Source organism: Pseudoalteromonas sp. L23 (assembly GCF_021728455.1).
Taxonomy (GTDB): Bacteria; Pseudomonadota; Gammaproteobacteria; order Enterobacterales; family Alteromonadaceae; genus Pseudoalteromonas.
In genome coordinates this window covers 142829-168053 of record NZ_JAKKCW010000002.1, presented here as the reverse complement: position 1 = coordinate 168053, position 25225 = coordinate 142829, and the positions used below count along the sequence as shown (strand labels likewise).

The window sequence follows — 25225 nt, the reverse complement described above, 5'->3', positions numbered from 1 at the left end:
TGGTCTCGTAAATTGAAAGAGGCCAACAATAATGTTGGCCTCTCATGTTTAAAGCGAAGCAATACTTTGGTTAATTGCTTCCAGAGCTCCTGCTGGATTGTCAGCTTTAGTGATCGGACGCCCTATCACTAGATAATCACTACCCGCTTTCACTGCTTTTTCAGGGGTCATAATACGTTTTTGATCGCCAGCATCAGCACCTGCTGGTCGGATACCTGGTGTCACAAGCTTAAATTCCTCACCGAGTTGAGCTTTTAAAAGTTCGGCTTCTTGCGCAGAACAAACCACGCCATCTAGACCTGATTCTTTCGCTAATTTTGCAAGATATAGCACTTGCTCTTGAGGTGTCTTTTCAATTCCAAGCTTTAGTAGCTGACCTTGATCCATACTAGTTAATACGGTCACAGCAATAAGTAGCGGCGCTTTATCACCGTAAGCTGCCAACGCTTCTTTTGCTTTTGACATCATTTCATGGCCGCCGCTGGCGTGAACATTTACCATCCACACGCCAAGTTCAGCCGCAGCAGTTACCGCTTTTGCAACTGTGTTTGGAATATCGTGAAATTTTAGATCTAAAAATACATCAAAATTCATATCTACCAGTTTTTTTACAAACTGAGGGCCAAAATAGGTAAACATCTCTTTACCTACTTTCAATCGGCATTCGTCAGGTGAAAGCTGAGAAACAAATGATAATGCAGCTTCTTCATTATCATAATCAAGCGCAATCAAAACCTTTTTTAAATCTTGTGTCGACATAGTTACCCTATTTGGCCAAATTAAAAACCTAAAAACCGTCTAACCCACGGCTCGGAGCAAGTGACTCCCAATGTTTGCAGGAGGGACATAACCAGTACATTGTATGACTTGTAAACCCACAATGACCACATTGATAATTCGGCTTAGTTGCAATATAAGACTTTACCAACTTATCTATTTCTTGTAGTACGTGATCTATTTTAGCATCTTTGCCACTAATGAGTTGCAGCAAATAACTAAAGCCCCTAATTGATGGTTCACGCTTTAAACTATCAGTTAGAAACTCTATCGCCTCAGAAATATGACCTTTTTGGACTAATCCTTGGCAGAACTTAATTCTGATCAGCACTCCTCCTTTTTCTAATAGCTCGGAGACTAACTCAAAGAATTGCTCATGAATATTTAATTTAACATAACAAGATTCGAGGTCTTCTATTACTAGTGGCGCCATAAATACAAATTGGCTCACGAGCTTTCGCCAATAATATATACACTTCACGTAATCATCGTGTTTGTATGCATCTTTGCCCATTTCATACAAGGGTCTTACTGTTTCATGCGCGAGCGCTGTCGCTTTTTCGAATAAGCTTGGATTCTTTTCTTGATTTGCAGCTTCACAATAGAAGTTTGCAATAGTCGCGCAATGAGACGACTTTTTAAAAAGCTCAGGATGCGCTTCATACATATGAACGCCTTTTCGCCAATCTCTAGTTTGAGAGTATAGGTTTAAAATTGGATCGAGTGCATCCTTAAACCCAAGCTTTACAAGAATGACTAAGTGTTCTTCAGCGCTATCCAATAGACCGGCTAAGACGTAATCTTGAGCAAGCTCTAGACGACAGGACTTCACCACTTCTTCGTCTAGATTAGGTTGTTTAAGTAGTAGCTCATGAATTTTTATCGCTCTATCTAACTCTCCCCGCTTTCTAAAGAGCGATGCGAGTGTTAAATAATGGTCGACGGAGTCTGCTGAGACTTCAAGTAATTTGGTGAGGTGTTCAAGACCCTGATCTTCTTCCCTATCTAGTAGGAATTTTAGGCCTTTACTGTATTCAGAGGTAATTTGTCTACTTTGCTCTAGGGCTTGATTCTTAGCACTATTTTTACCCATAACATAACCGTAAGCGGCAGCTACAGGTAGTAATAAAAACAGTAGCTCGATCATAACTAGCGTTCGGCTGCTTGACTAAGCTTACTATTACTTTTTTTTAGGCGATGATTTTGCCATTTAAGCTTAGATAAAACCGACGCTGTTACAAGTAAACCAATAATTATCCCAAGAGCTAAGCAAATACTCATTAAGGTTGCGAGTGGTAACTCTGCACTTGCAATTACAAAATTGACATTAACAACTTGTGGATTTTGTGTTCCAACTAAAAATGCAATCAGTATGGCAACAACAGCTAATCCCTTTTTCAATACTGCAACCAAGTTTAGCTCCGTTAGACTTAATTATTTAAGCTTTCGTTTACTCTATCGCGCAGCTCTTTGCCTGGCTTAAAGTGTGGTACGTATTTACCATCCAATTCTACTGTCTCGCCCGTTTTAGGATTACGACCAGTGCGAGGGGAACGGAAGTGAAGCGAGAAACTACCAAAGCCACGGATTTCGATACGTTCCGAGTCTGATAATGAGCCAGCCATTTGTTCAAGGATTTCTTTTACCGCATTCTCTACATCTTTAACAGGAACGTGAGCGTGCTGCAGTGCAAGTTGTTCTATCAATTCAGACTTTGTCATAATGTTTCCTTTAGTGTAAAAGGAAGGGCTGAGCGCCCTTCCTAGTTTAAAGACTGATTAATTAGTCTTTTTGAGCATTTTTGAAAGCTGCAGCCATTGCGTTTTCGAACGCAGGCTCATCTTTCTTAAGCTTCTCTAGTACTTCTTTTTCTTCAGCTTCGTAGATAGCTTTAACTGATAGGCTGATAGTACGGTTCTTACGATCAACACCTACAAATTTAGCTTCGATTTCGTCGCCTTCAGAAACAGCAGCAGTCGCGTCTTCAACACGCTCTTGCGCGATGTCAGCTACACGGATGTAACCTTCAACGCCTTCGATTAGCTCAACAGTTGCGCCTTTAGCATCAACTTCAGTCACTTTACCTTTAACAATAGCACCTTTTTTGTTGGCGTCTAGGTAGTTAGTGAATGGATCAGCGTCGATTTGCTTAACGCCTAGAGAGATACGCTCACGCTCTGGGTCAACTTGTAGAACGATAGCTGTGATTTCGTCACCTTTCTTGTACTCACGTACAGCTTCTTCACCTGGAGTGTTCCAAGAGATGTCAGATAGGTGTACAAGACCATCGATACCGCCGTCAAGACCGATAAAGATACCGAAGTCAGTGATAGACTTGATCTTACCAGAAACTTGGTCGCCTTTGTTGTTAAGACGAGCAAATTCTTGCCAAGGGTTAGCTTTACACTGCTTAAGACCTAGAGAAATACGACGACGCTCTTCGTCGATTTCAAGAACCATAACTTCAACAGTATCACCTAGTGAAACTACTTTTGAAGGGTGGATGTTCTTGTTAGTCCAATCCATTTCTGAAACGTGTACTAGACCTTCAACGCCTTCTTCGATTTCAACGAAACAGCCGTAGTCAGTTAGGTTAGTTACACGACCAGTAAGCTTAGCACCTTCTGGGTAACGACCAGCGATAGCAGCCCATGGATCTTCGCCAAGTTGCTTAAGACCTAGAGAAACACGAGTCTTCTCTTTGTCGAACTTAAGTACTTTAACGTTGATTTCGTCACCTACGTTCACGATCTCTGAAGGGTGCTTAACACGCTTCCAAGCCATGTCAGTGATGTGTAGAAGACCGTCAACACCACCTAAGTCTACGAATGCACCGTAGTCAGTAAGGTTCTTAACGATACCCTTAACTTCTTGGCCTTCAACAAGGTTTTGAAGCAGCTCTTCACGCTCTTGTGAGTTCTCAGACTCGATAACAGCACGACGTGAAACAACAACGTTGTTGCGCTTCTGGTCTAGCTTGATTACTTTGAACTCTAACTCTTTACCTTCAAGGTGAGCTGTGTCGCGAACTGGACGTACATCAACAAGTGAACCAGGTAGGAATGCACGGATTGAATCAACTTCAACTGTGAAACCGCCTTTAACTTTACCGTTGATAACACCAGTAACAGTCTCTTGCTCTTCACAAGCTTTCTCAAGACGGATCCAAGCTTCGTGACGCTTAGCTTTTTCACGAGAAAGGATAGTCTCACCGAAACCGTCTTCGATTGCATCTAGTGCAACGTCTACTTCGTCGCCTACTGCAACTTCTAGTTCACCAGCAGCATTTTTGAATTGCTCTGCAGGGATTGCACTTTCAGACTTAAGGCCAGCATCAACAAGAACAACATTGTTCTCAATAGCGATTACTGTACCTTTAACGATTGAGCCTTGCTCAACTTCAAAACCCTGTAGGCTTTCTTCAAATAACTGCGCAAAATTTTCTGACATACTAAATACGTCTCTATAAAGTTAAATTACCAATTAGCAACCATGCTGCATGGGGTTATTAAATAAACACTAGCTTCCTGCCTGTGTCATTATAAATTACTTAGGTAAACAGCTTTTTGGAAGTTTACCGGCCACAATGGCGTCTTGAATAAAAGACATAACCTGTTTGAACACTTGCTCAGCATTATGCTCAGTTGTATCAACAACTACCGCATCGCTAGCAGGAACTAATGGGGCAACCTTGCGATTCATATCGCGATCATCGCGAGCTTTAATGTCTTCTAACAGACCACTTAGTGTAACATCATGGCCTTTCTCATTCAACTCAACAAATCGCCTGCGAGCACGTTCTTCTGCACTTGCAGTCAAATAAATTTTAAGTTCAGCATCAGGGAATACCACCGTTCCCATATCGCGTCCATCTGCAATTAAGCCAACTTCAGTTCTAAAAGCGCGCTGACGTCGTAATAATGCTTCTCTTACTCGAGGTAGCGCCGCAATTTTTGACGCAGCTGCGCCGACTTCTTCATTGCGAATGGTGTTAGTAACATCTTCACCTTCAAGTACAATTTTGCTTTTTTTAGTTTCTTTATCGATAGAAAACTGTACATCCAAATTGGCAGCGAGTGGGACTAAACCCTCTTCGTTATCAGTTGCAATTTGGTGGTGTAATGCCGCTAACGAAAGCACGCGATAAATCGCACCGCTATCCAACACTTCCCAATTTAATGTTTCAGCTAACAAGCGACAAACAGTTCCTTTGCCTGAACCACTTGGGCCGTCTACGGTGATAACTGGCATAGCTGCCTGCATTTAGACCTCCTAAAAATGCTCACCTGAATTTGACGGCGCATAGTATACGTCAATTTACTGAATATATCCTTATTTACCTGTCATTTTTTGTTATATCTCAAATTATTAGTGCAACGCAAAATGCTATACGTCAGGTGCGAACTGGCTTTAATTGAATGAAATTCAGTCAAACACCCGTGTATTTGACTTTGTTAAGATTGACTATTTTATAGAAGATTTTAAGGTGTTGAAGATCTTCAACACCTTGGATGAAATTAATACTGACTAATGCTTTCTAACACTGAAAAATAGGTTGGGAAAGTTTTTGCCGTACATTTAGGGTCGTTAATCGTGATAGCTTGACCACCCACAGCAACCATCGAGAAACACATCGCAATACGATGGTCATTATATGTGTCTACATCCGTGAAATTAAAATTAGCCGGTGGCGTAACTTCGATAAAGTCGTGCCCTTCTACCACTTCTGCGCCTACTTTTTTTAGCTCAGTCGCCATGGCAGCTAGCCTGTCGGTTTCTTTCACACGCCAATTGTAGATATTACGAATTGCCGTTTTACCTTTTGCAAATAGCGCTACGGTTGCAAGCGTCATCGCCGCATCAGGGATAGCATTGGCGTCAATATCCACACCATTTAACTCACCTTTTCGGACAACGATACGCTCATCATGCCAATCAATGTTTGCACCGACTTGTTCCATCACTTTGGCAAAGCCGATATCACCTTGCACACTTTGTTTACCCACTCCCTTGATCTCAATTTCACCACCTGCAATTGCGGCTGCAGCAATGAAATAAGAAGCTGACGAAGCATCCCCTTCGACCATAAGTGTTCCAGGAGATTGATACTGCTGGCCTGCTTTTACCACAAAATGTTGGTAATCGTGGTTTTCGACATGAACCCCAAAGTGCGCCATCACGCCAATAGTAATATCAATATAAGGCTTTGAAACCAGTTCACCTTTAATCGCAATATTCGTATCGCCACTAAAAAGCGGTGCCGCCATCAATAATGCAGTTAAGAATTGGCTTGAGATACTGCCGTCAATCTCAACTTCACCACCAGCAAGTTGCTTACCTGCAACTTTTAACGGCGGGTAGTCTTTGTTTTTGAGATATTGAATATCGGCACCAAGCGTTTGCATGGCATCGACAAGATGGCCAATTGGGCGCTCTTCCATTCGTGGCTCACCAATCAGTTCATAATCACCGGGTATAGCTGCAAGCACTGCAGTTAATGGGCGATATGCTGTACCGGCATTGCCTAAAAATAGGGGCTCAACGGGGGTGTTAAAGTTGCCACCATTTCCTTTGACCAGTGCCACCGTATTATCGTCTTCTAACGTTAATTCAACGCCTAACTGAGACAATGCGCCTAACATATGGCGGATGTCATCGCTATCCAATAAGTTCGTCACTTTTGTCGTGCCTTCGCACAATGCTGCAAGCAACAAAATACGATTTGATAAGCTTTTAGAGCCAGGTAGCGTCACACTGCCACTGACTTTAGTAATAGGCTTGAGAGTCAATTGTTCCATCAACTGTTCTCCCGTGCGAATTCATCCATAAATGCAACTAACGCTTTGATCCCTTCAATTGGCATGGCGTTGTATATACTAGCTCGCATACCGCCAACAAAACGGTGGCCTTCAAGTGCAATTAAACCGTTTTGTTCTGCCTCTGCCAAGAATTTAGCATTTAGGCTGTCATCATTTAACCAAAATGGTACGTTCATCAATGAGCGACAATGTTTTGCAACTTTGTTTGAATAGAAGTCAGAGCCATCGATGTAATCGTATAAAATGGCTGCTTTTTCTTGATTGTGCGCTTCCATAGCTTTAACACCACCAATGCTTTCAAGATACTTGAATACCTCAAACGCAAGATACCATGCAAATGTCGGTGGTGTGTTGTACATGCTTTGCTGATCAGCCTCAATGGCGTAATCAAGGATAGCAGGTCTTGGCAGCCCTTCACGCTTCAATAACGTCTTACGTACAATGGCGATACTGAGACCCGAAGGACCGATATTTTTTTGCGCACCAGCATAGATCAAATCAAAGTCATCGACGTTAATTTCACGAGATAAAATATTGGAAGACATGTCCGCTACAATTGGTGCGGTTGCATGCTTTGGAACGTCAAATATTTCAATACCATCGATGGTTTCGTTTGGACAATAGTGAATATATGAAGCGTTTTCTGGTAGCTTCCACTCAGAGACAGGTAAAATATCGAATTGACCATTTTCGTCAGTACGAATATTAATCGCATGCGTTTGCGTGAATTTTTCACCTTCTTTCGTCGCACCGGTAGACCAGATCCCGTTCTCGATATATACGCCAGGTACACCATCAACATGTAGATTTAGCGGTACAGCTGCAAAGTGACCTCGGCCACCACCATGCATAAACAGGACTTCAAATTCATCAGAGATGTTCATCAAACGACGTAAGCTGGCTTCACACTGCTTCGCCATCTCCAAGTAAGGCGCTGAACGATGGCTAACTTCCATCACCGACACGCCTAAATTTTGCCAATCTAAAAATTCTTTTTGCGCTTTTTTCATAACTTCAACAGGTAACATCGCAGGACCCGCGCAAAAATTATAAACCGTCATATTTTTCCTCATTCCAAATAATCTAGATCATCCAAAGAATAGCGTTATTCTCATGACTTTTTGGATGAACAGTGGGCTGCCCGACTAAAACGTCGGATTGTTGGTAGCCTTAATTTATCAGGCTTCAGGCTCTTGTCATAGAGGAACAGATTGAAAAAATTGACAGAAAGAAAAAAAGCGACCGAAGTCGCTTTTTTTTGGATAGGGTTTTTTATTCCTCTGCGTCAGGTTCCGCAGCCGGTGTTGCTTCACCTTCAAACTCTGCAACATCACCTTCAGGCAACGCTTCCACTTCAATTTCTTCGATGCGTTGAAGACCAACTACCTTTTCTTCTTCCATCGTACGGATCAGAATAACACCTTGGGTGTTACGGCCTACCGTAGAAACTTCGTTTACACGCGTTCTAACTAGCGTACCACGGTTTGAAATCAGCATGATTTCATCGTTGTCATCAACTTGAACCGCACCAACCACAGAACCATTTCTTTCAGTTACTTTGATTGACACAACACCTTGTGTTGCACGGCTCTTCGCTGGGTACTCTTCAAGCGGTGTACGCTTACCATAACCATTTTCAGTTACGGTCAAGATTGCACCATCGCCTTGTGGTACGATTAGTGATACCACTTTCACGTCATCTGGCATCTTGATACCACGAACACCTGTTGCTGTACGGCCCATCGGACGTAAAGCCAACATTTCTTCGCCAGTTTCAGGATCACGCTTCACTTCACCTGTTTCAGAATCTCGCTGCTTCTCGTTAAAGCGTACAACTTTACCATGCTCAGTAAATAGCATGATGTCATTTTCACCTGTGGTGATGTTAGCACCGATCAGGCTATCGCCTTCGTTCAAGTTGATAGCAATAATGCCACTTGCACGCTGACGGCTGTATGCAGTCAGCGGTGTTTTCTTAACGATACCACTTGCCGTCGCCATGACGATAAACTTATCTTCTTCGTATTCACGAACCGGTAAAATTGTCGTAATACGCTCATCAGCTTCGAGTGGTAACAAGTTAACAATTGGCTTTCCGCGCGCAGCACGTGATGCAAGCGGCAGCTGGTAAACTTTCAACCAATACAAGCGGCCAGAAGTGGAGAAACAAAGAATTGTATCGTGAGTATTTGCAACGAGTAGACGTTCGATAAAGTCTTCATCTTTCATCTTAGTTGCAGATCGCCCTTTACCACCACGACGCTGAGCTTCGTAATCACTAAGAGGTTGATATTTCACGTAGCCTTCATGAGAAAGCGTAACGACAACGTCTTCTTCGTTGATCAAATCTTCTAAACTGATATCGTGCGCAGCAGCAGTGATCTCTGTGCGACGCTCATCACCATACGTTTCTTTGATTTCAACTAACTCATCGCGGATCACTTCCATCAAACGCTCTGGAGTAGAAAGGATGTACAGTAGCTCAGCGATAAGATCGAGTAGTTCTTTGTATTCTGCTAGAATTTTCTCGTGCTCAAGACCTGTTAATTTGTGTAGTCTTAAGTCTAGGATTGCTTGGGCTTGTTGCTCAGACAAATAATACTGACCATCACGGATCCCTAATTCTTCCGCTAACCAATCTGGACGCGCAACATTTTCTTCGCCAGTGCGCTCAAGCATTGATTTAACGTTACCAAGATCCCAAGCTCGCGCAGTTAGCGCCGCTTTCGCTTCCGCTGGTGTTGGAGACTTACGAATAAGCTCAATGATTGGGTCAATGTTAGCTAGCGCAATTGCGAGGCCTTCAAGCGTGTGCGCTCGGTCTCTTGCCTTACGCAGGTCAAATACAGTACGACGCGTTACAACTTCACGACGGTGAATAATAAACGCATCAAGCATTTCTTTCAGGTTGAAACACTTAGGCTGGTTGTTGTCTAGTGCAACCATATTGATGCCAAACACAGTTTGTAGTTGTGTTTGAGCATATAGGTTGTTTAGTACAACCTCACCGACTTCACCACGTTTGATTTCAATAACAATACGCATACCGTCTTTATCCGACTCGTCGCGTAGTGCACTGATCCCTTCAACCTTTTTATCTTTAACAAGCTCTGCAATTTTTTCGATTAGTCTTGCTTTGTTAACTTGGTAAGGAATTTCATGAACGATGATGGTTTCTTTGCTTGTTTTCTCATCGACTTCGATTTCAGCTTTCGCGCGGATATAGATCTTACCACGGCCTGTTTTATAGGCTTGTTCGATGCCGTTTTTACCGCTAATGATGGCGGCAGTCGGGAAATCAGGACCCGGAATATAGTCGATTAACTCTTCAATGGTGATGTCTGGATTCTGGATCACAGCCAAACAGCCATTGATCACCTCAGTTAAGTTGTGAGGTGGAATATTGGTCGCCATACCAACCGCAATACCAGATGAACCATTCACCAATAAGTTAGGCACTTTAGTTGGTAACACATCTGGAATTTGCTCTGTACCATCGTAGTTTGGTACATAATCAACGGTTTCTTTTTCAAGGTCAGCAAGTAACTCGTGAGCGACTTTCGCCATACGTACTTCGGTATAACGCATCGCAGCTGCAGAGTCACCATCGACAGAACCAAAGTTACCTTGTCCATCTACGAGCATATAGCGTAGAGAGAAAGGCTGAGCCATACGTACAATAGTATCGTAAACCGCGCTATCACCATGCGGGTGATATTTACCGATTACGTCACCAACTACACGAGCTGACTTTTTATAAGGTTTGTTCCAGTCATTTTTAAGTTCATTCATCGCGAACAATACACGACGGTGAACAGGCTTTAGGCCGTCACGTACGTCAGGTAATGCACGACCTACGATTACACTCATTGCATAATCTAGGTATGAATTTTTTAATTCATCTTCGATATTGACTGGCAGGATTTCATTGGCGAGATCAGACATTTGACTCCACTTTCCTTCAGTGTCCACCCCTTTTGTGTCACACTACAACTTGTGTTGAGATGCTATCTGAATAGCAAATTGCTTTTTCTGCTGAAGCGCCAATTAAACGCACTTCAAAAAATAGCCGAATTGCCTCAGAGTATCAGCGGGGGCTTTGTTTATTATAAAATTCGTTAAGCATGCTAACACACTTTTTACCGTTTTACAGGTGCTATTTTTATCTAATCCCCTTTATAATGCGCTCAATTCGACGAGGAAGTTTTTTATGACCGAACATCAAAATGTAGACCCTAATGAAATCGCTAAATTTGAAGAAATAGCAGAGCGCTGGTGGGACCGAGAGGGAGAATTTAAACCATTACACGACATTAACCCGTTGAGGTTGGACTTTATTAACGATAAGTGTGAAGGCCTATTCGCAAAAACAGTATTAGATGTCGGTTGTGGTGGCGGGATTTTAACAGAAAGCATGGCTAAGCTGGGTGCAAATGCAACCGGTATCGATATGGGGCAAGAGCCGCTTAACGTCGCAAAGCTCCACGCATTAGAGGTCGGCGTTAACGTAGACTATCAAAAAGTGCCAGCGGAAGAATTCGCAGCCATGCACCAAGGTGAGTTCGATGTAGTAACTTGCATGGAAATGCTAGAACACGTACCAGACCCAGAATCCATTATTCGTTCAGTCGCACAGCTAGTTAAGCCCGGCGGTCATGTATTTTTTTCTACCTTAAACAAAACTACAAAAGCGTATTTACTGGCTATCGTCGCCGCAGAAAAACTGCTTAAAATGGTTCCTGAAGGCACGCATGAGCATGATAAATTTATTCGCCCTTCGACCTTAATTGATTGGGCTGAAAAATACGACCTCAAAGTTAGGGCGGCGACAGGGATTAACTACAACCCTATCGGCAAAACATTTACCTTAACTAAAGACGTTTCAGTTAACTACATTCTACACTTTGAGAAGCTGGCATGATCCAGGCGGTACTATTTGATTTAGACGGCACCTTGCTGGATACCAGTGATGACTTAGGAGCCGCACTAAACCACGTTTTAGCTGCTAATAAAATGCCTATTGTCGGCAAACAGGTTTATAGCAGTGCGATTTCAAACGGCGTAGCAGCGATGTTGCAAGTAGGATTTGGTGAGTCATTAAAGCACTACGACATTCAAATATTACGGCAGGGTGTACTCGACTACTACCTGGAGAATTTATCAGTACATTCCCAATGCTTTGCGCAAATTGGTGAGTTATTAGCGGCACTTTTAGAAAAAGAGATTCAGGTTGGGATCATGACGAACAAACCTGAGTTTTTAACGCTTCCGCTACTAAAACAGATCCCTGAACTTGCAAAGATCGAGACAGTAGTATGCGGAGATACACTGGCGGTGGCCAAGCCTCATCCCGAGCCTTTACTGTTAGTGGCGTCAAAATTGGGGGTATCACCTGAGCAGTGTATTTATGTTGGTGATGCTGAGCGAGACATTATTGCTGCAAAATCCGCAAAAATGATTAGTGCAGCAGCAATGTGGGGATTCATTCCATCTGAATCCGAAGCTAAGTCTTGGCATGCGGATCTCTATCTTACTAACCCATTAGACACGTTATCGCATATTTAGTGTCGATAAAAAAATAAAACACCATATATTGTGTTTTTGCTATAATAGATACGAATTTGTGTAGAAAAAAATCAGTTAGAATTTTTTTTTATTTTTGCTGAAAAGCATCATCTTTTTGTTGATTTTTCTTTGTGGGCAGATAAGTGGATTGTCATAGGTTAGTGGATACTTACATAAATAAATTATCCCAAACTTATCCACAATTCTGCCCGAGTTGTTCTCTTGCAAATTCACGTCAACCCCACTATCTTGTGATCCCTAGCCACTAGGGCACCATATATAGTGGTGGTTTGCTAAACAATTTTATATTCGTGCGATATCTAAAGCGCGTTCCTAAGGAATACAGGCACATAACATGAACCAACAGCTATCTGTATGCAAAAGAAACGGTCGCAAAGAACCGTTAGATCTAGATAAGATCCATCGTGTCATTACATGGGCGGCAGAAGGCCTAGATAACGTCTCAGTTTCTCAGGTTGAATTAAAGTCACACATCCAGTTTTATGACGGTATTCGTACTGGTGATATCCACGAAACGATTATTAAAGCTGCAGCCGATCTGATCTCAAAAGAGTCTCCAGATTATCAGTATCTAGCCGCTCGTTTGGCTATTTTCCACTTGCGTAAGAAAGCCTATGGCTGTTTTGAGCCGCCGCACTTACACGACCATGTGGTAAAGCTGGTTGAAGACAAGCGCTATGATCAGCACCTTCTTACCGACTACACAAAAGCTGAGTTTGATGAGCTAAACAGCTACATCGACCATAGCCGAGATATGAACTTCAGCTATGCAGCCGTTAAGCAGTTGGAAGGTAAGTACCTTGTACAAAATCGCGTAACGGGTGAGATCTATGAAAGTGCGCAGTTCTTATATGTTCTAGTTGCTGCAAGCCTGTTTGCAAACTACCCGAAAGAAACGCGTCTAGATTACATTAAGCGATTCTACGATGCGGTTTCAACATTCAAGATTTCATTACCAACGCCAATAATGGCTGGTGTTCGTACGCCGACACGTCAGTTTAGCTCTTGCGTACTGATTGAATGTGCTGATAGCCTAGATTCAATCAACGCGACTTCTTCTGCGATTGTAAAATACGTCAGTCAGCGTGCCGGTATTGGTATTAACGCAGGCCGTATTCGTGCACTTGGTAGCCCAATCAGAAATGGGGAAGCGTACCACACTGGATGTATTCCGTTTTATAAGCACTTCCAAACGGCTGTTAAAAGCTGTTCTCAAGGCGGTGTACGTGGTGGCGCGGCGACCCTATTCTACCCGCTTTGGCATCTTGAAGTTGAAAACCTATTAGTACTAAAAAATAACCGTGGTGTTGAAGAAAACCGCGTACGTCATTTAGATTATGGCGTGCAGTTCAACAAAACCATGTATAGCCGCCTAATTAAAGACGACTATATTACGCTCTTTAGTCCATCAGATGTGCCAGGTCTTTACGACGCATTCTTTGAAGATCAAGATAAATTCGAAGAACTGTATGTTAAGTACGAGCAAGATGAGTCTATTCGTAAGAAACGCATTAAAGCGATTGAATTATTCTCAATGTTTGCGCAAGAACGTGCGAGCACCGGTCGTATTTATCTACAAAACGTTGACCACTGTAATACACACAGCCCGTTTGACTCTAAGGTTGCACCGATCCGCCAGTCAAACCTATGCCTTGAAATTGCACTACCAACGAAGCCGTTAAGCCATGTAAATGACCCTGAAGGTGAAATTGCACTTTGCACGCTTTCAGCGTTTAACTTAGGAGCCATCAAGTCTTTAGATGAGCTAGAAGAGTTAGCAGAGCTTGCGGTTCGCGCACTTGATAACCTATTAGACTATCAAGACTATCCTGTTCCTGCTGCGTACAATGCAACGATGGGACGCCGTACACTGGGTATCGGTGTGATTAACTTTGCTTATTATCTTGCAAAGAATGGTGTTAAGTACTCAGACGGTAGTGCTAACGGCCTAACACACAGAACATTTGAAGCGATCCAATACTATCTGATGAAAGCATCGAATGAACTGGCAAAAGAACGCGGCGCTTGTCCTAAGTTTAACGAGACGACCTACTCACAAGGTATCATGCCAATAGATACCTATAAGCGTGACCTTGATAAAGTCTGTGAAGAGCCATTACGCCTTGACTGGGATGCGTTAAGAGCAAGTATCCAAGAACACGGTATGCGTAACTCAACGTTGTCAGCCTTGATGCCATCGGAAACATCATCGCAAATTTCAAACGCGACAAACGGTATTGAACCACCTCGTGGTCATATCAGTGTTAAAGCAAGTAAAGATGGTATCTTGAAGCAAGTTGTACCTGAGTACGACCGCCTCAAGAACAACTATGAACTACTTTGGGATATTCCATCTAACGATGGTTACCTTGCGCTGGTTGGTATTATGCAGAAGTTCATCGATCAAACTATCTCTGCAAATACCAATTATGATCCAAGTAAGTTTGAAGCAGGTAAAGTTCCTATGAAGCTATTGCTAAAAGACTTACTCACCGCATACAAACTTGGTGTTAAAACACTTTATTACCATAACACCCGCGACGGTGCTTCTGATGCTCAAGATGAGATGAAACCAGAAGCAGAAGACGATGGTTGTGAAGGCGGCGCTTGTAAGATATAACTTTTTATGCGGGTGGTCATCACCCGCTTTTTTAGGTATTGAGTAACACATTTATGGCATATTCTACGTTTAGCAGAAATCATAACGACCAATTAAAAGAACCGATGTTTTTCGGACAAACTGTTAATGTATCTCGCTACGACCAACAGAAGTTCCCTATTTTCGAAAAGCTAATTGAAAAGCAATTATCGTTTTTCTGGCGTCCAGAAGAAGTAGACGTAAGTAAGGATAGATTGGACTTTCAGGCACTTCCTGAGCACGAAAGACATATCTTTTTGAGCAACCTAAAATATCAAACATTGCTAGACAGTGTGCAAGGTCGCTCTCCAAACGTTGCGCTTTTGCCGATCGTCTCCATCCCTGAGCTTGAAACTTGGATCGAAACTTGGGCTTTTAGTGAAACGATCCACAGTCGCTCTTACACTCACATTATTCGTAATGTGACGCAAAACCCTGAGTTAATCTTTGATGACATCGTGGGCAATGACAAAATTGTTGAACGTGCGGATGCAGTTACCAAGTATTACGATGAACTGATTGAAAAGGTAAGCCTTTATAATCAGTACGGTGAAGGCAAGCATGAAATTAATGGCACAACGGTCGTCATAAACTTGTTTGAGCTGAAAAAGCTCCTGTACCTTTGCATCATGTCGGTAAACATCTTAGAAGCAATCCGCTTCTACGTGAGCTTTGCCTGCTCATTTGCTTTTGCTGAGCGCGAGCTTATGGAAGGTAATGCAAAGATCATCAAGCTAATTGCTCGTGATGAGGCGCTTCATTTGTCTGGCACACAGCATATGCTGAATATCATGCAAGAAGGCAAAGATGACCCTGAAATGTCTATCGTGGCAGCACAATGCCGTGAAGAAGCAATTAAGATGTTTGTTGAAGCAGCTGAGCAAGAAAAAGAATGGGCTGAGTATCTGTTTAAAGACGGTTCAATGATTGGCCTGAACAAAGATATTTTGTGTCAATACGTTGAGTACATCACAAATATTCGTATGTCAGCGGTTGGTTTACCAACGCAATTTGAGACCAAATCGAATCCTATTCCGTGGATCAATGCTTGGCTTGTTTCTGACAATGTTCAGGTTGCACCACAGGAAGCTGAGATCAGCTCATATCTTGTTGGACAAATCGACTCTGAAGTCGATGCCTCTGACTTTGGCGATTTCGACTTGTAATGGTTGAAAAGCCATCCTTCCTAATTCAGGTTGAGAATATTGAGGAGCCACTGGAATATGTGGCTTCTTCGTCTTCGATACTCGAAACCCTTGAAGCAGCAAATATTGAAGTCCCCTATCAATGCCGCGAGGGTTTTTGCGGTGCTTGCCGCGCCAAGCTCATCGAAGGACAAACACAGTACGCGAACGAGCCACTTGCTTTTGTGAGAGATGGGGAAATTTTATTGTGCTGTAGCAGACCCACAAGCCACATTAAAATAGAGTTGCCGTAAATAACCAAAATCCGAGATAGCAATTTATTCTCTAGCAGCCATTATTCCTAACTAATGCCTTAAATCAGCTTGGTAATTCGAGTACGAATGTAGTGTTCGCTATCAGTAACACTCATCGCCCCATTTTCAAAAATCACATCCCAATGTAAACTTCGCGTCAGCATTTCACACAATTCAACCACAAAGTCCGTGGGAATACTAAACACAGAGAAAGATCCAATAAACTGTAATTGCGCTCGACGCTCTTCAAACCATTGCTCACCGTCAGCACACAACACCACAACCTTAGCATAAAGCTTTTCATACTTGAGTATCTCATCGACCTCTAAGGTACCAATAAACAAAGCGACTTCAACCTGGTCGTTGTCGTCTTCTAGCCATACGTCCGGCCAATGTTTTTTCTCCGCCTTGCTCCACTTTGCCGGCTTATCAAAAGACAGTGCGCATATCCCAAGTAATTTCATCGCAAAGTGCTCACTACTTTCTTTTGACAACATGGCGGTGGTAAATGCTTCTTCATGGTGGCTATGGTGAAATAAGTCAGCAACCTTAATCCTTGCCTTGAAGACAAATGGTTTGTTCATTACGTTGTGCTCACTTTGACTTGTTCCTTAACTATAGTTGTAATTCTAATTTCAACAATAACTAAGTTATAGTATAACGTTATTGATCCTCCAAATTTGTAGTGTTATATTATCACTCTATTAGCCGAATAGGCTCACTCGTTCAATACATAATCTAACTCGTGGTAATAAAATATGTTTAAGCAGTCTCTTATCGCCAGCGCATTAATTTCAATAATCGGGGCAGCGCCAGCTTATGCTGCACAACTAACAGGTAAAGTTGTTGACGCAAACAATCAACCACTTAGTAATGTAACCATCCATCTTCATGGCAAAAGCAAGTCAGTTAAATCAGATAAGAATGGCCAATTTACCATTACAATAGATGCTGATTCTCAATTACACGTTACTAAGCCTAATTATCTTGATAAACGTGTAGATGTAGATGAAGCCCAAGGATTTGTTCGAGTCGAACTAAAACCAACATCTGTTGAGAGCATTGTTGTTTACTCTTCTGCCCTACATAAAAATAGTATGGAAATGACCTCTCCGGTCAGTGTATTAAGTGGGGATGAGCTAAAAAACCGTGCCAAACCAACACTGGGTGAAACACTAAAAGGCCAACCAGGGATCAATGCTAGTTACTTTGGTCCGGTGAGTTCAAGCCCTATCATCCGTGGTTTAGATGGTCCTCGGGTTAAAATCACGCAAAACGGGTTAGACAGTAGCGATGCCTCGCGCGTTGGCCCAGATCACGCCAACACTAATGACTCGCTGGCTGCGCAGCAAATTGAAGTGCTAAGAGGTCCTGCAACCCTACTTTACGGCTCAGGTGCAATCGGTGGTGTGGTTAATGTTGTTGATAATCGTATTCCGACAGACGTGATCGATAGCCTTCAGGGCGCTGCCGACTATAGCCATGATACCAACTCAAATACCAATACCTTTGCGGTATTATTAGAATCCGGCTTTGACGGATTTAACTTCCATTTCGATGGCGTTAAGCGCAAAGGTGGTGATTATGAAACCCCTAATTTCGCGCTTCCACACGACGAACATGAAGAACACGAGCATGAACATGAAGGCGAAGATCATGCCCACGAGGCAGAAGAGCATGAAACAGAGTACGCCAATCGCGTCGACAATACCTTTATCGATTCTGAGCAATTTAACTTAGGTACAAGTTACGTTGGCGATCATCTGACCGTTGGTTTCTCTTATGGCCGTGTTGATACGGACTATGGTATTCCTGCTCACTCTCATATTGGTCATGACCATGATCACGAGCATGAAGAGGAAGGGCATGACCACGAAGAAGAATCCGTATTTGCTCGAGTAAAACAAGACCGTTGGCAAGGGCTTGTAAATTATGCAGTACACAGTGACTGGCTTGAATCTGTTGGCCTACGTGTCGGCTACACCGATTACGAACACGCTGAAATTGAAGATGGAAACATAGGTACTGTATTTGAAAATGATACAACTGAGTTACGCTTAACGGCAGAGCACCGCTTAGGAGAGTGGCACGGCACTGTTGGTTATCATTTCTCTGACAGCGATTACGCCGCAAACGGTGCAGAAGCTTTCACGCCATCGACCAATACCAAAACGCACGCACTTTACATCCTTGAAGAACGTCGTTTTGGAGACTTCACACTTGAGTTAGGTGCTCGTATTGAAGACTACCAGTTATCAAGCAAGGGCAATCAACTGGAAGCGTACGAAGAAGATCATGACCATGAAGGTGAACACGATCATGATCACGACCACGGCCATGGTGGTAACTTAGATAATGGGTTTATTTCTTATGACCTGGAAATGACCAATCTAAGCTTGTCTATTGGTGGCGTGTACGACTTTGCTGAAGGCCAAAACGTCGCTGTTTCGCTGTCTCGCTCGGAGCGCGCACCATTAACCGCCGAATTGCTTTCAAATGGCATTCATATCGCAACCAGCACCTATGAACTAGGGCTTGGTTATGAGCTAGAAGGTGATCATTTACACTTTGAGCCGCAAGATATCGAACAAGAAACATCAAACAACCTAGACATTAGCTTTAGAAAGTTCTCAGGTAACTTTGGCTATACCGTTAATTTCTTCTATAACGACATCGAAAACTTCTACTATCAGGCATTAACAGACTATATCTATAGTCCAGAGCACGGTTTAGAAGTGGCGGATCATGCACATGAAGGCGCTGTTCCGGTGTTTAAGTTTGAAAGCAGTGATGCCAAGCTATACGGCCTTGAGTTTGATGCCCATTACAAACTAAGCAACTTTGCACGCGTCAAAGTGTTTGGTGACTCGCTGACAGCGAAGTTAGATAACGACGAATATTTACCACGTATTCCAAGCAACAAGCTAGGTCTCGATTACGAACACAGTTACGAGAACCTAACAGCTAACTTCACGGTGACACATTACTTCAAGCAAGACAACATCGCGAGCTATGAAAGTGAAACTAAGGGCTATACGTTAGTGGATATGTCGTTTAACTATGACTTTGAGTTTATGGGCAGTGACATGGTTGGTTATGTTAACCTTGATAACCTAACAGATGAGCTAGGCTTTGTGCATAGCTCGTTTATCAAAGAGCAAGCCCCTCTTCCAGGTCGTAATATCAAGCTTGGTATCAGAGGCTACTTTTAATACCGATTCCTTTCTTTTATAGAAGCCAAAAAGCTACCTCTTGTGGGTAGCTTTTTTATTTGGATTATTTATATTTTACTACTTCTTATACTCAACGTGATGAAGTTCTCAAAGTTGGTAGCGTCTAAAATATCAAGCGTGAACCTATGGCTATTCACCCAACGAGATAATATCCAATCAATGTTAGGATCTTTCAAATCACGCAGTGCAAGGATAAAGTCGCCTGTTGATGCTCCGCTTTTAACATGTGCTGCATAAAAAGTACGTAGTAAATGATTAAACCTTTCCTCTCCTAGCTCATGATGCAAAAGCGCAAAAAATAGCGCCCCTACCGAATAGGCATTAAGCCCAGCTTTTCCATACTCTTCAAACGCAGTCGTTAAATATTTAGGCTGTTTAACGAACTGGTTTTTTGCTCGTTTTAGTACGTTTGTCATATGCGAGCTTAAAGACACCCTTTTATTCAGCCGTGAATCCGTTAAATATTCTAAAAAGGTAGCCTTACCTTCATTCCAGCGTGGTGAGTAGCTTTCATTCGAACGTGGGTCCCATAGATGACTCAGTTCGTGATACAAACGAGTTACCTCCACAAACCCCTCTCTGTCTTGAATAATTGCGGTAACATCAGCTTGAGCACCAAACCCCTTTGGGATCTCTATAAAGCTAAACTCACCAGTGCTTTGACGTTGACCAAACCAACTTTCATACAATGTTATGGTTTGTTTTGCCTTTTCCATATAGTCAGTTGCATATTCATTTCCCGGTAACGTAAATAGCTTAACGCCATCTCCTTTTGTCACGGTATATGGTGCGACCATGAAGTCCATTCTCCATGAGGGTTTCTGGTTTTTGTACGAATAAACCTTTCTTCCTTGATCGGTCTCTGTTACGCCTAGTAAAATTCCACCATTTGCTACTACTAAGCCGCTATCCACTTCGATGCTAGCGGTGTAGTTATACAGCTTCTGCCAAAAGCGTGACGCGCGATTGACCCTATCATCAGGCACTGTGATGAGCGGATAAGCATATGCGTCCATACGAATAATAGAAAACAAAGGGGTGATGTCATCTTTAATATAAGCCATCCCAGTTTCTACATACCCCTTTATATGGCCAGAATAATTAACAGTAAAAGTTGTTTGTTGATCGGGTTGGAGCGCCTCAGATAACGATAATTTAATATAATTAGACTGAAATAGTGAGTCATCAATATTACTTACTACTCCTTGTGTATAGTTGAGGGACTTACCCGCTTCCGAAGTGATATCGACAACACTAAGCAAGCGATAAAGTCTTAATGGGATTACTCTAGTTGGTGTTGTTCCTTGATTTTTAACCGTTATCGTTGCGCTGCCAGATAGATTGCTTGTTTGTGTATGTATGTTGAGATTGAGATGATAGTTGGTTGCAAATGTTTCTATTTTTTCAATGCTGGGGAGCTCGCTTGCTGAAGCAGAAATGCAGCTTAGCCACAAAAAAATACGTAGCAAATACATCGTCTATCCTTAATATTATTTTGTTGTTTTAACAAAAATAGAGCGGAAGGCATGTTTTTACTACCATATTTTTTTGTATCATTGTTTTAGATCAAAAAACAAAATCTGTTAATCACTAAACCTGCTAGGTTCTCGTACCGAAGATTTTGTCACCGGCATCACCTAGACCTGGCACAATATATCCTTTTTCATTTAGATGACTATCCAGCGAAGCGGTATAAATTTCAACATCAGGATGCGCTTCTTCCACCAACTTTACTCCCTCAGGCGCAGCTACCAGCACAATCGCTCTGATCTCTTTTGAACCTGCTTTTTTTAGCATGTCGATAGTAGCAATCAGTGAGCCACCCGTTGCCAGCATTGGATCAATAACCAAAGCGAGTCTAGCATCGATATTGCCCACCAACTTCTCAAAATAAGGCACTGGCTCAAGTGTTTCTTCGTTACGCTGTAAACCCACAACACTTACTTTAGCTGCTGGGATCAATTGCAGTATGCCATCTAGCATTCCCAAACCGGCTCTTAAAATTGGCACCAAGGTGATCTTTTTGCCTGTCAGCCTTTTAACTGTTAATTCGTTACCATCCCAAGCAGAGATGACCTGATCGCTCAACGTCAAATCTTTTGTTGCTTCGTAAGTGAGTAAGTTGCCAACTTCTGAGACAATTTCGCGAAAGTTTTTGGTTGATATACCCTGCTCTCGCAAGAGTCCAAGTTTATGCTGAACTAATGGGTGATCAATTACATGTAATGCCATGGCTGCGTATCCTTATAAACTGCTAAAGAAATCTTCTGGTTTATGCCTTACTGGCTTTGTACACTGCACCGTAGGCGTACCTAAATAAAGATAGCCAACGATCTCATCTTTTTCATCGAGACCAAGTTGCTTTTTCACTTCTGGACTCTGGGCAAAGTAACCCGTTCGCCACACACCAGACAACCCCTGTGCAAAAGCTGCTTGCTGCATAGCAAGTACACTACAACCGGCACTTTGAATTTGCTCAATACGAAGCACTTTTGGATGTTCTTGATAAGGAGATACTGCGATGATCAACATAGGCGCGCGCTCTGGTAGCTCTCTCGCTCTATCTATCACCCGCTGCTCTTGCAGCTCTTTCACCGCCGCTTGATAATAGATTTCACCTAGCTTTTCGCGGCCTTTTTCTTCAACTGTAATAAATCTAAACGGTGTTAAGCCACCATGATCTGGCACTTTTAGTGCTGCTTTTTTAATGATTTCTAACTGAGCTGGATTAGGTCCAGGAAAAGACAGATTGCTATCTGACTGGCGTGTTAAGAGTAATTCTATGGCGTCCATTAACTCATCCCGTGTTGTGCCTTCAAAATGGCCGTGAATTATACCAATTTGACTTAATACGTGTCCCGAAATAGACCAAATACTTAAGCAAATTGGTATTACGTGGCTTGTAGTCTATCATTTTCCCTTAAATTCGACCACGTGACATCACGGATTTCTGGATAGCATCCTTGCAATATTTCGTTTTACTCTGGAAGTAAATTGCGTTGTTTCCTATCAATAAGTAGCCTCAACCAATAGTCAGCACTGACATAACGTCCACCACCGGTAAAAAATAGTGAAAGTAGTAATACAAAGTAAGTTGCCGCAAATTCAATTCCATTGTTTAAAATAACAATATTGCCTTTTTCATAGAGATAATTTGGTCTGCCATTTTCTTCGACTATCTCTTTAATTGAATCCAAACGTTGCTTCGCTGCTACGCTATTTTCTAAGCTCACTTTAGCTTCGTCAAAGCCAAGCCAGTCTAATACTTTAGCGGCGCTGGTGTCTGGGTTTGTTGGCGTTACCGAAAACCAGCCATGCTCCAAATGCACCGTCGTTGCAGCAACTACCATAGTCACCATGAGCGGTATAGACACTAAACGCGTAAGCAAGCCAAGCAAAATCAACCAACCACCTAAAAACTCTGTCCAAGCGGCAAGAAAGGCAAGTAAGTCAGGAAAAGGTAAGCCTAAGCCCCATTCACTATTGCCAAACCATGCGACAATATCGGGATCGGCGAGGAGGCGTTGTAAAAATGTCGCGTCCGGATTAGCCAAATTTAATTTATTGTAACCTGCAATGATCATAACTGGCGCGAGAATAAGGCGCATGAGTAATGGCGCGATACCAGAAAAATGTTGAGATAAATGTTGTAGTTGCCGATACGGCTTTAGTAGGTTGGCAAGCATATGCGATCCATAGTTGATGTTTGAATTATCAGTATAGACCGCAGATTGGGTTGGGTTATTTCGTTAGATCTTTCTTGCTACCTGAAGGGCTTCTGCAATCGCTCGCTTAGCATCAATCGCTGCCGCTAGTTTAGCCCCACCGATAACGTGCTGATTTTCAGGTAGCACCTCTTTATCGAACAAGCTATCGTTAGAAACTTGTCCAATACAAGCAATGACCGTATCGACATCTAACAGTTGCTCTTCACCCGCAACTCTTACGGTCAAACCTTGATTATCAAAGCTGATATATTCGCATTCTGCAATTTGCTGAACATTGTGGTGTTTTGCAACGGCTCTGTGGATCCAACCGGTGGTCTTACCTAAGTCTTTACCAAAACGTCCTTCAGAGCGTTTTAACATATAAATCGGCCTTTGCTCTTGTGAAGGCTGCGCTTCGCATTCTATTCCCCATTGAGATTTAAAATCAGGGATCGTTTGTTCTCGCTGTTCAGTTAAAAACGCTACCATGTCAAAGCCAATACCACCGGCACCTAAAATAGCAATTTTATTACCTAATTCTACTTCACCTTTAATAACTTCGTCATAGGCAAACACACGTTTCCCATCTGCGCATTCTATTTTCGACATACGTGGGCTTACACCCGTTGCAAATACCACATCATCAAACGCGTTTGCCATTGTTTCTTCGTATGGTGTATTTAGGCAAAGCTCAACGCCTAAGCGATTTATTTCGCTGACATAGTATTTAAGCGTATGTTGGAAATCTTCTTTACCTGGTATTCGCATCGCTAAATTAAACTGACCACCAAGCTCGCTACCTTTATCAATCAACTTAACTTGGTGGCCTTTTTTAGCGAGATAGTAACTTACAGACAACCCAGCAGGTCCTGCCCCAACAACGAGTACTTGTTTTTTCCTTTGGGCGGTATGAAGTGGATAATCCAATTCAAATCCGGCTTGTGGATTTACCAAACATGTTGCTCGTTTACCTTTAAATACGTGGTCTAAACAACCCTGATTACAGCCGATGCAAATATTGATTTGTTCCGAGCGCTGCTCTTGATATTTGTTAAAGAATTCAGGATCAGCCAGTAATGGACGCGCCATAGAAATAAGGTCGGCATCACCTTTGGCTAAAATGTCATTAGCAAGATCTGGCGTGTTAATCCTATTTACTGCTACAACGGGTATATCGACAGCCTGTTTTAGCCTATGTGACGCTTCACGGTAGGCACCAGGAGGCACCATTGATGCAATTGTTGGAACGCGCGCCTCATGCCAACCAATACCGGTGTTAAGAATATCCACACCTGCCGCGACCAAAGCTTTGGCTTGAAGCACAACTTCTTCTGGAGTTGAGCCATTTGGGATTAAGTCCATGACCGACAGGCGAAAAACGATAATGAACTTATCCCTCACTTTCGCTCTAACCGCTTTTACAATATCTGTTGCCAATCGCATTCTGTTTTCTAAGCTACCACCATAGTCATCAGTGCGCTTATTGGTATGACCCGCCATAAACTCATTGATTAAATAGCCCTCTGAGCCCATGATCTCCACACCATCGTAGCCTGCTTTTTCGGCCAATTTAGCTGAGTGAGCAAAGTCTTTAATCGTACCTTTGATGGCACTTAAGCTCATTGCTTTTGGTTTATACGGATTAATCGGTGCTTTGATCGCACTAGGTGCAGTGTTGAATGGATGATAAGCATAGCGCCCAGCATGTAGTAACTGTAGACAAATTTTGCCGCCGTGTTTATGTACTACCTCGGTGTATGCTTTGTGTTTAATTACATCGTATAACGAGTTAAAAGAAGAAGAAATTGGTGTCAACTTACCACGTAGGTTTGGACTGTAACCACCAGTTACGATCAGGCCCACTCCACCTCTTGCTCGTTCTTCATAAAATGCAGTGAGCCGCTTTCGGTTGTGCCACCCTTCTTCAAGCCCGGTATGCATTGATCCCATTACCAAGCGATTTCGCAAACTGGTATGTTTAAGTTGTAGTTCTTGTTCTAACATTTGCCGCCCCACAAAACTGGTCT

21 protein-coding genes are annotated in these 25225 nt (G+C 42.6%); 6 read left to right on the top strand and 15 right to left on the bottom strand.

Annotated features, from left to right (window positions below; all coding sequences use genetic code 11):
- Positions 1-48: 48 nt before the first annotated feature.
- The 9 genes from pyrF to gyrA form a co-directional block, all read right to left on the bottom strand.
- Entirely contained in the window at positions 49-759 is a 711-nt protein-coding gene (pyrF, locus tag L3V43_RS04535; protein ID WP_010604839.1) for an orotidine-5'-phosphate decarboxylase, read from the bottom strand.
- 28 nt (positions 760-787) lie between these two features.
- Entirely contained in the window at positions 788-1924 is a 1137-nt protein-coding gene (locus L3V43_RS04530; RefSeq protein ID WP_010604840.1) for a lipopolysaccharide assembly protein LapB, read from the bottom strand.
- A 2-nt stretch (positions 1925-1926) separates the two neighbouring features.
- Entirely contained in the window at positions 1927-2190 is a 264-nt protein-coding gene (locus tag L3V43_RS04525; protein WP_010377035.1) for a LapA family protein, read from the bottom strand.
- A 17-nt stretch (positions 2191-2207) separates the two neighbouring features.
- The gene (gene ihfB, locus L3V43_RS04520; RefSeq protein ID WP_010377033.1) at positions 2208-2498 is read right to left on the bottom strand and encodes an integration host factor subunit beta; all 291 of its coding nucleotides are present in this window, start codon (positions 2496-2498) and stop codon (positions 2208-2210) included.
- 61 nt (positions 2499-2559) lie between these two features.
- A complete protein-coding gene (gene rpsA / locus L3V43_RS04515) occupies positions 2560-4227 on the bottom strand; it encodes a 30S ribosomal protein S1 (RefSeq protein ID WP_010604841.1) in 1668 nt (555 codons plus the stop codon).
- A 96-nt stretch (positions 4228-4323) separates the two neighbouring features.
- Entirely contained in the window at positions 4324-5040 is a 717-nt protein-coding gene (gene cmk, locus L3V43_RS04510; RefSeq protein WP_235368117.1) for a (d)CMP kinase, read from the bottom strand.
- A 254-nt stretch (positions 5041-5294) separates the two neighbouring features.
- Positions 5295-6575 carry a 3-phosphoshikimate 1-carboxyvinyltransferase gene (gene aroA, locus L3V43_RS04505; RefSeq protein WP_237116016.1) on the bottom strand — a complete coding sequence of 427 codons (1281 nt, stop codon included), beginning with the start codon at positions 6573-6575 and terminating at the stop codon, positions 5295-5297.
- A complete protein-coding gene (serC, locus tag L3V43_RS04500) occupies positions 6575-7657 on the bottom strand; it encodes a 3-phosphoserine/phosphohydroxythreonine transaminase (protein WP_237116015.1) in 1083 nt (360 codons plus the stop codon). Before serC ends, aroA begins: the two co-directional genes overlap by 1 nt.
- A gap of 211 nt (positions 7658-7868) precedes the next feature.
- On the bottom strand, positions 7869-10541 hold the full coding sequence (gene gyrA / locus L3V43_RS04495) for a DNA gyrase subunit A (RefSeq protein ID WP_237116014.1): 2673 nt from the start codon (positions 10539-10541) through the stop codon (positions 7869-7871).
- A gap of 265 nt (positions 10542-10806) precedes the next feature.
- Between gyrA and ubiG the strand changes: the two genes are divergently transcribed.
- The 5 genes from ubiG to yfaE all read left to right on the top strand — a co-directional run bounded on the left by ubiG (position 10807) and on the right by yfaE (position 16258).
- Entirely contained in the window at positions 10807-11517 is a 711-nt protein-coding gene (ubiG, locus tag L3V43_RS04490; RefSeq protein WP_010604847.1) for a bifunctional 2-polyprenyl-6-hydroxyphenol methylase/3-demethylubiquinol 3-O-methyltransferase UbiG, read from the top strand.
- Entirely contained in the window at positions 11514-12161 is a 648-nt protein-coding gene (locus L3V43_RS04485) for an HAD-IA family hydrolase (protein ID WP_102056859.1), read from the top strand. The genes ubiG and L3V43_RS04485 overlap by 4 nt, the downstream gene beginning before the upstream one ends.
- Positions 12162-12516: 355 nt before the next feature.
- Positions 12517-14802 (top strand): class 1a ribonucleoside-diphosphate reductase subunit alpha, encoded by a 2286-nt coding sequence (gene nrdA, locus L3V43_RS04480; protein ID WP_174168816.1) that lies wholly within the window; start codon positions 12517-12519, stop codon positions 14800-14802.
- A 53-nt stretch (positions 14803-14855) separates the two neighbouring features.
- A complete protein-coding gene (gene nrdB, locus L3V43_RS04475) occupies positions 14856-15986 on the top strand; it encodes a class Ia ribonucleoside-diphosphate reductase subunit beta (RefSeq protein ID WP_102056861.1) in 1131 nt (376 codons plus the stop codon).
- The gene (gene yfaE, locus L3V43_RS04470; RefSeq protein WP_010604851.1) at positions 15986-16258 is read left to right on the top strand and encodes a class I ribonucleotide reductase maintenance protein YfaE; all 273 of its coding nucleotides are present in this window, start codon (positions 15986-15988) and stop codon (positions 16256-16258) included. The genes nrdB and yfaE overlap by 1 nt, the downstream gene beginning before the upstream one ends.
- Positions 16259-16317: 59 nt before the next feature.
- Here yfaE and L3V43_RS04465 read toward each other — a convergent pair whose 3' ends face one another.
- Positions 16318-16842: a YaeQ family protein gene (locus L3V43_RS04465; protein WP_235368121.1), complete on the bottom strand. Its 525-nt coding sequence runs from the start codon at positions 16840-16842 to the stop codon at positions 16318-16320.
- Positions 16843-17016: 174 nt separating this feature from the next.
- Here L3V43_RS04465 and L3V43_RS04460 point away from each other — a divergent pair, with 174 nt between their 5' ends.
- Positions 17017-19470: a TonB-dependent receptor gene (locus tag L3V43_RS04460; protein ID WP_237116013.1), complete on the top strand. Its 2454-nt coding sequence runs from the start codon at positions 17017-17019 to the stop codon at positions 19468-19470.
- 68 nt (positions 19471-19538) lie between these two features.
- On the opposite strand, the gene L3V43_RS04455 is transcribed toward L3V43_RS04460, so the two are convergent.
- From L3V43_RS04455 to L3V43_RS04435, 5 genes are all read right to left on the bottom strand, one after another.
- Positions 19539-20966, bottom strand: a complete 1428-nt coding sequence (locus L3V43_RS04455) for a M1 family aminopeptidase (protein ID WP_237116012.1) — start codon at positions 20964-20966, stop codon at positions 19539-19541.
- A 124-nt stretch (positions 20967-21090) separates the two neighbouring features.
- Positions 21091-21723: a uracil phosphoribosyltransferase gene (gene upp, locus L3V43_RS04450; RefSeq protein ID WP_010377000.1), complete on the bottom strand. Its 633-nt coding sequence runs from the start codon at positions 21721-21723 to the stop codon at positions 21091-21093.
- A 12-nt stretch (positions 21724-21735) separates the two neighbouring features.
- Entirely contained in the window at positions 21736-22284 is a 549-nt protein-coding gene (locus L3V43_RS04445) for an NAD(P)H nitroreductase (protein WP_237116011.1), read from the bottom strand.
- 185 nt (positions 22285-22469) lie between these two features.
- Positions 22470-23177 (bottom strand): DoxX family protein, encoded by a 708-nt coding sequence (locus L3V43_RS04440; RefSeq protein ID WP_102056865.1) that lies wholly within the window; start codon positions 23175-23177, stop codon positions 22470-22472.
- A gap of 63 nt (positions 23178-23240) precedes the next feature.
- Entirely contained in the window at positions 23241-25202 is a 1962-nt protein-coding gene (locus L3V43_RS04435; RefSeq protein WP_237116010.1) for an NADPH-dependent 2,4-dienoyl-CoA reductase, read from the bottom strand.
- Between the last annotated feature and the right edge of the window lie 23 nt (positions 25203-25225).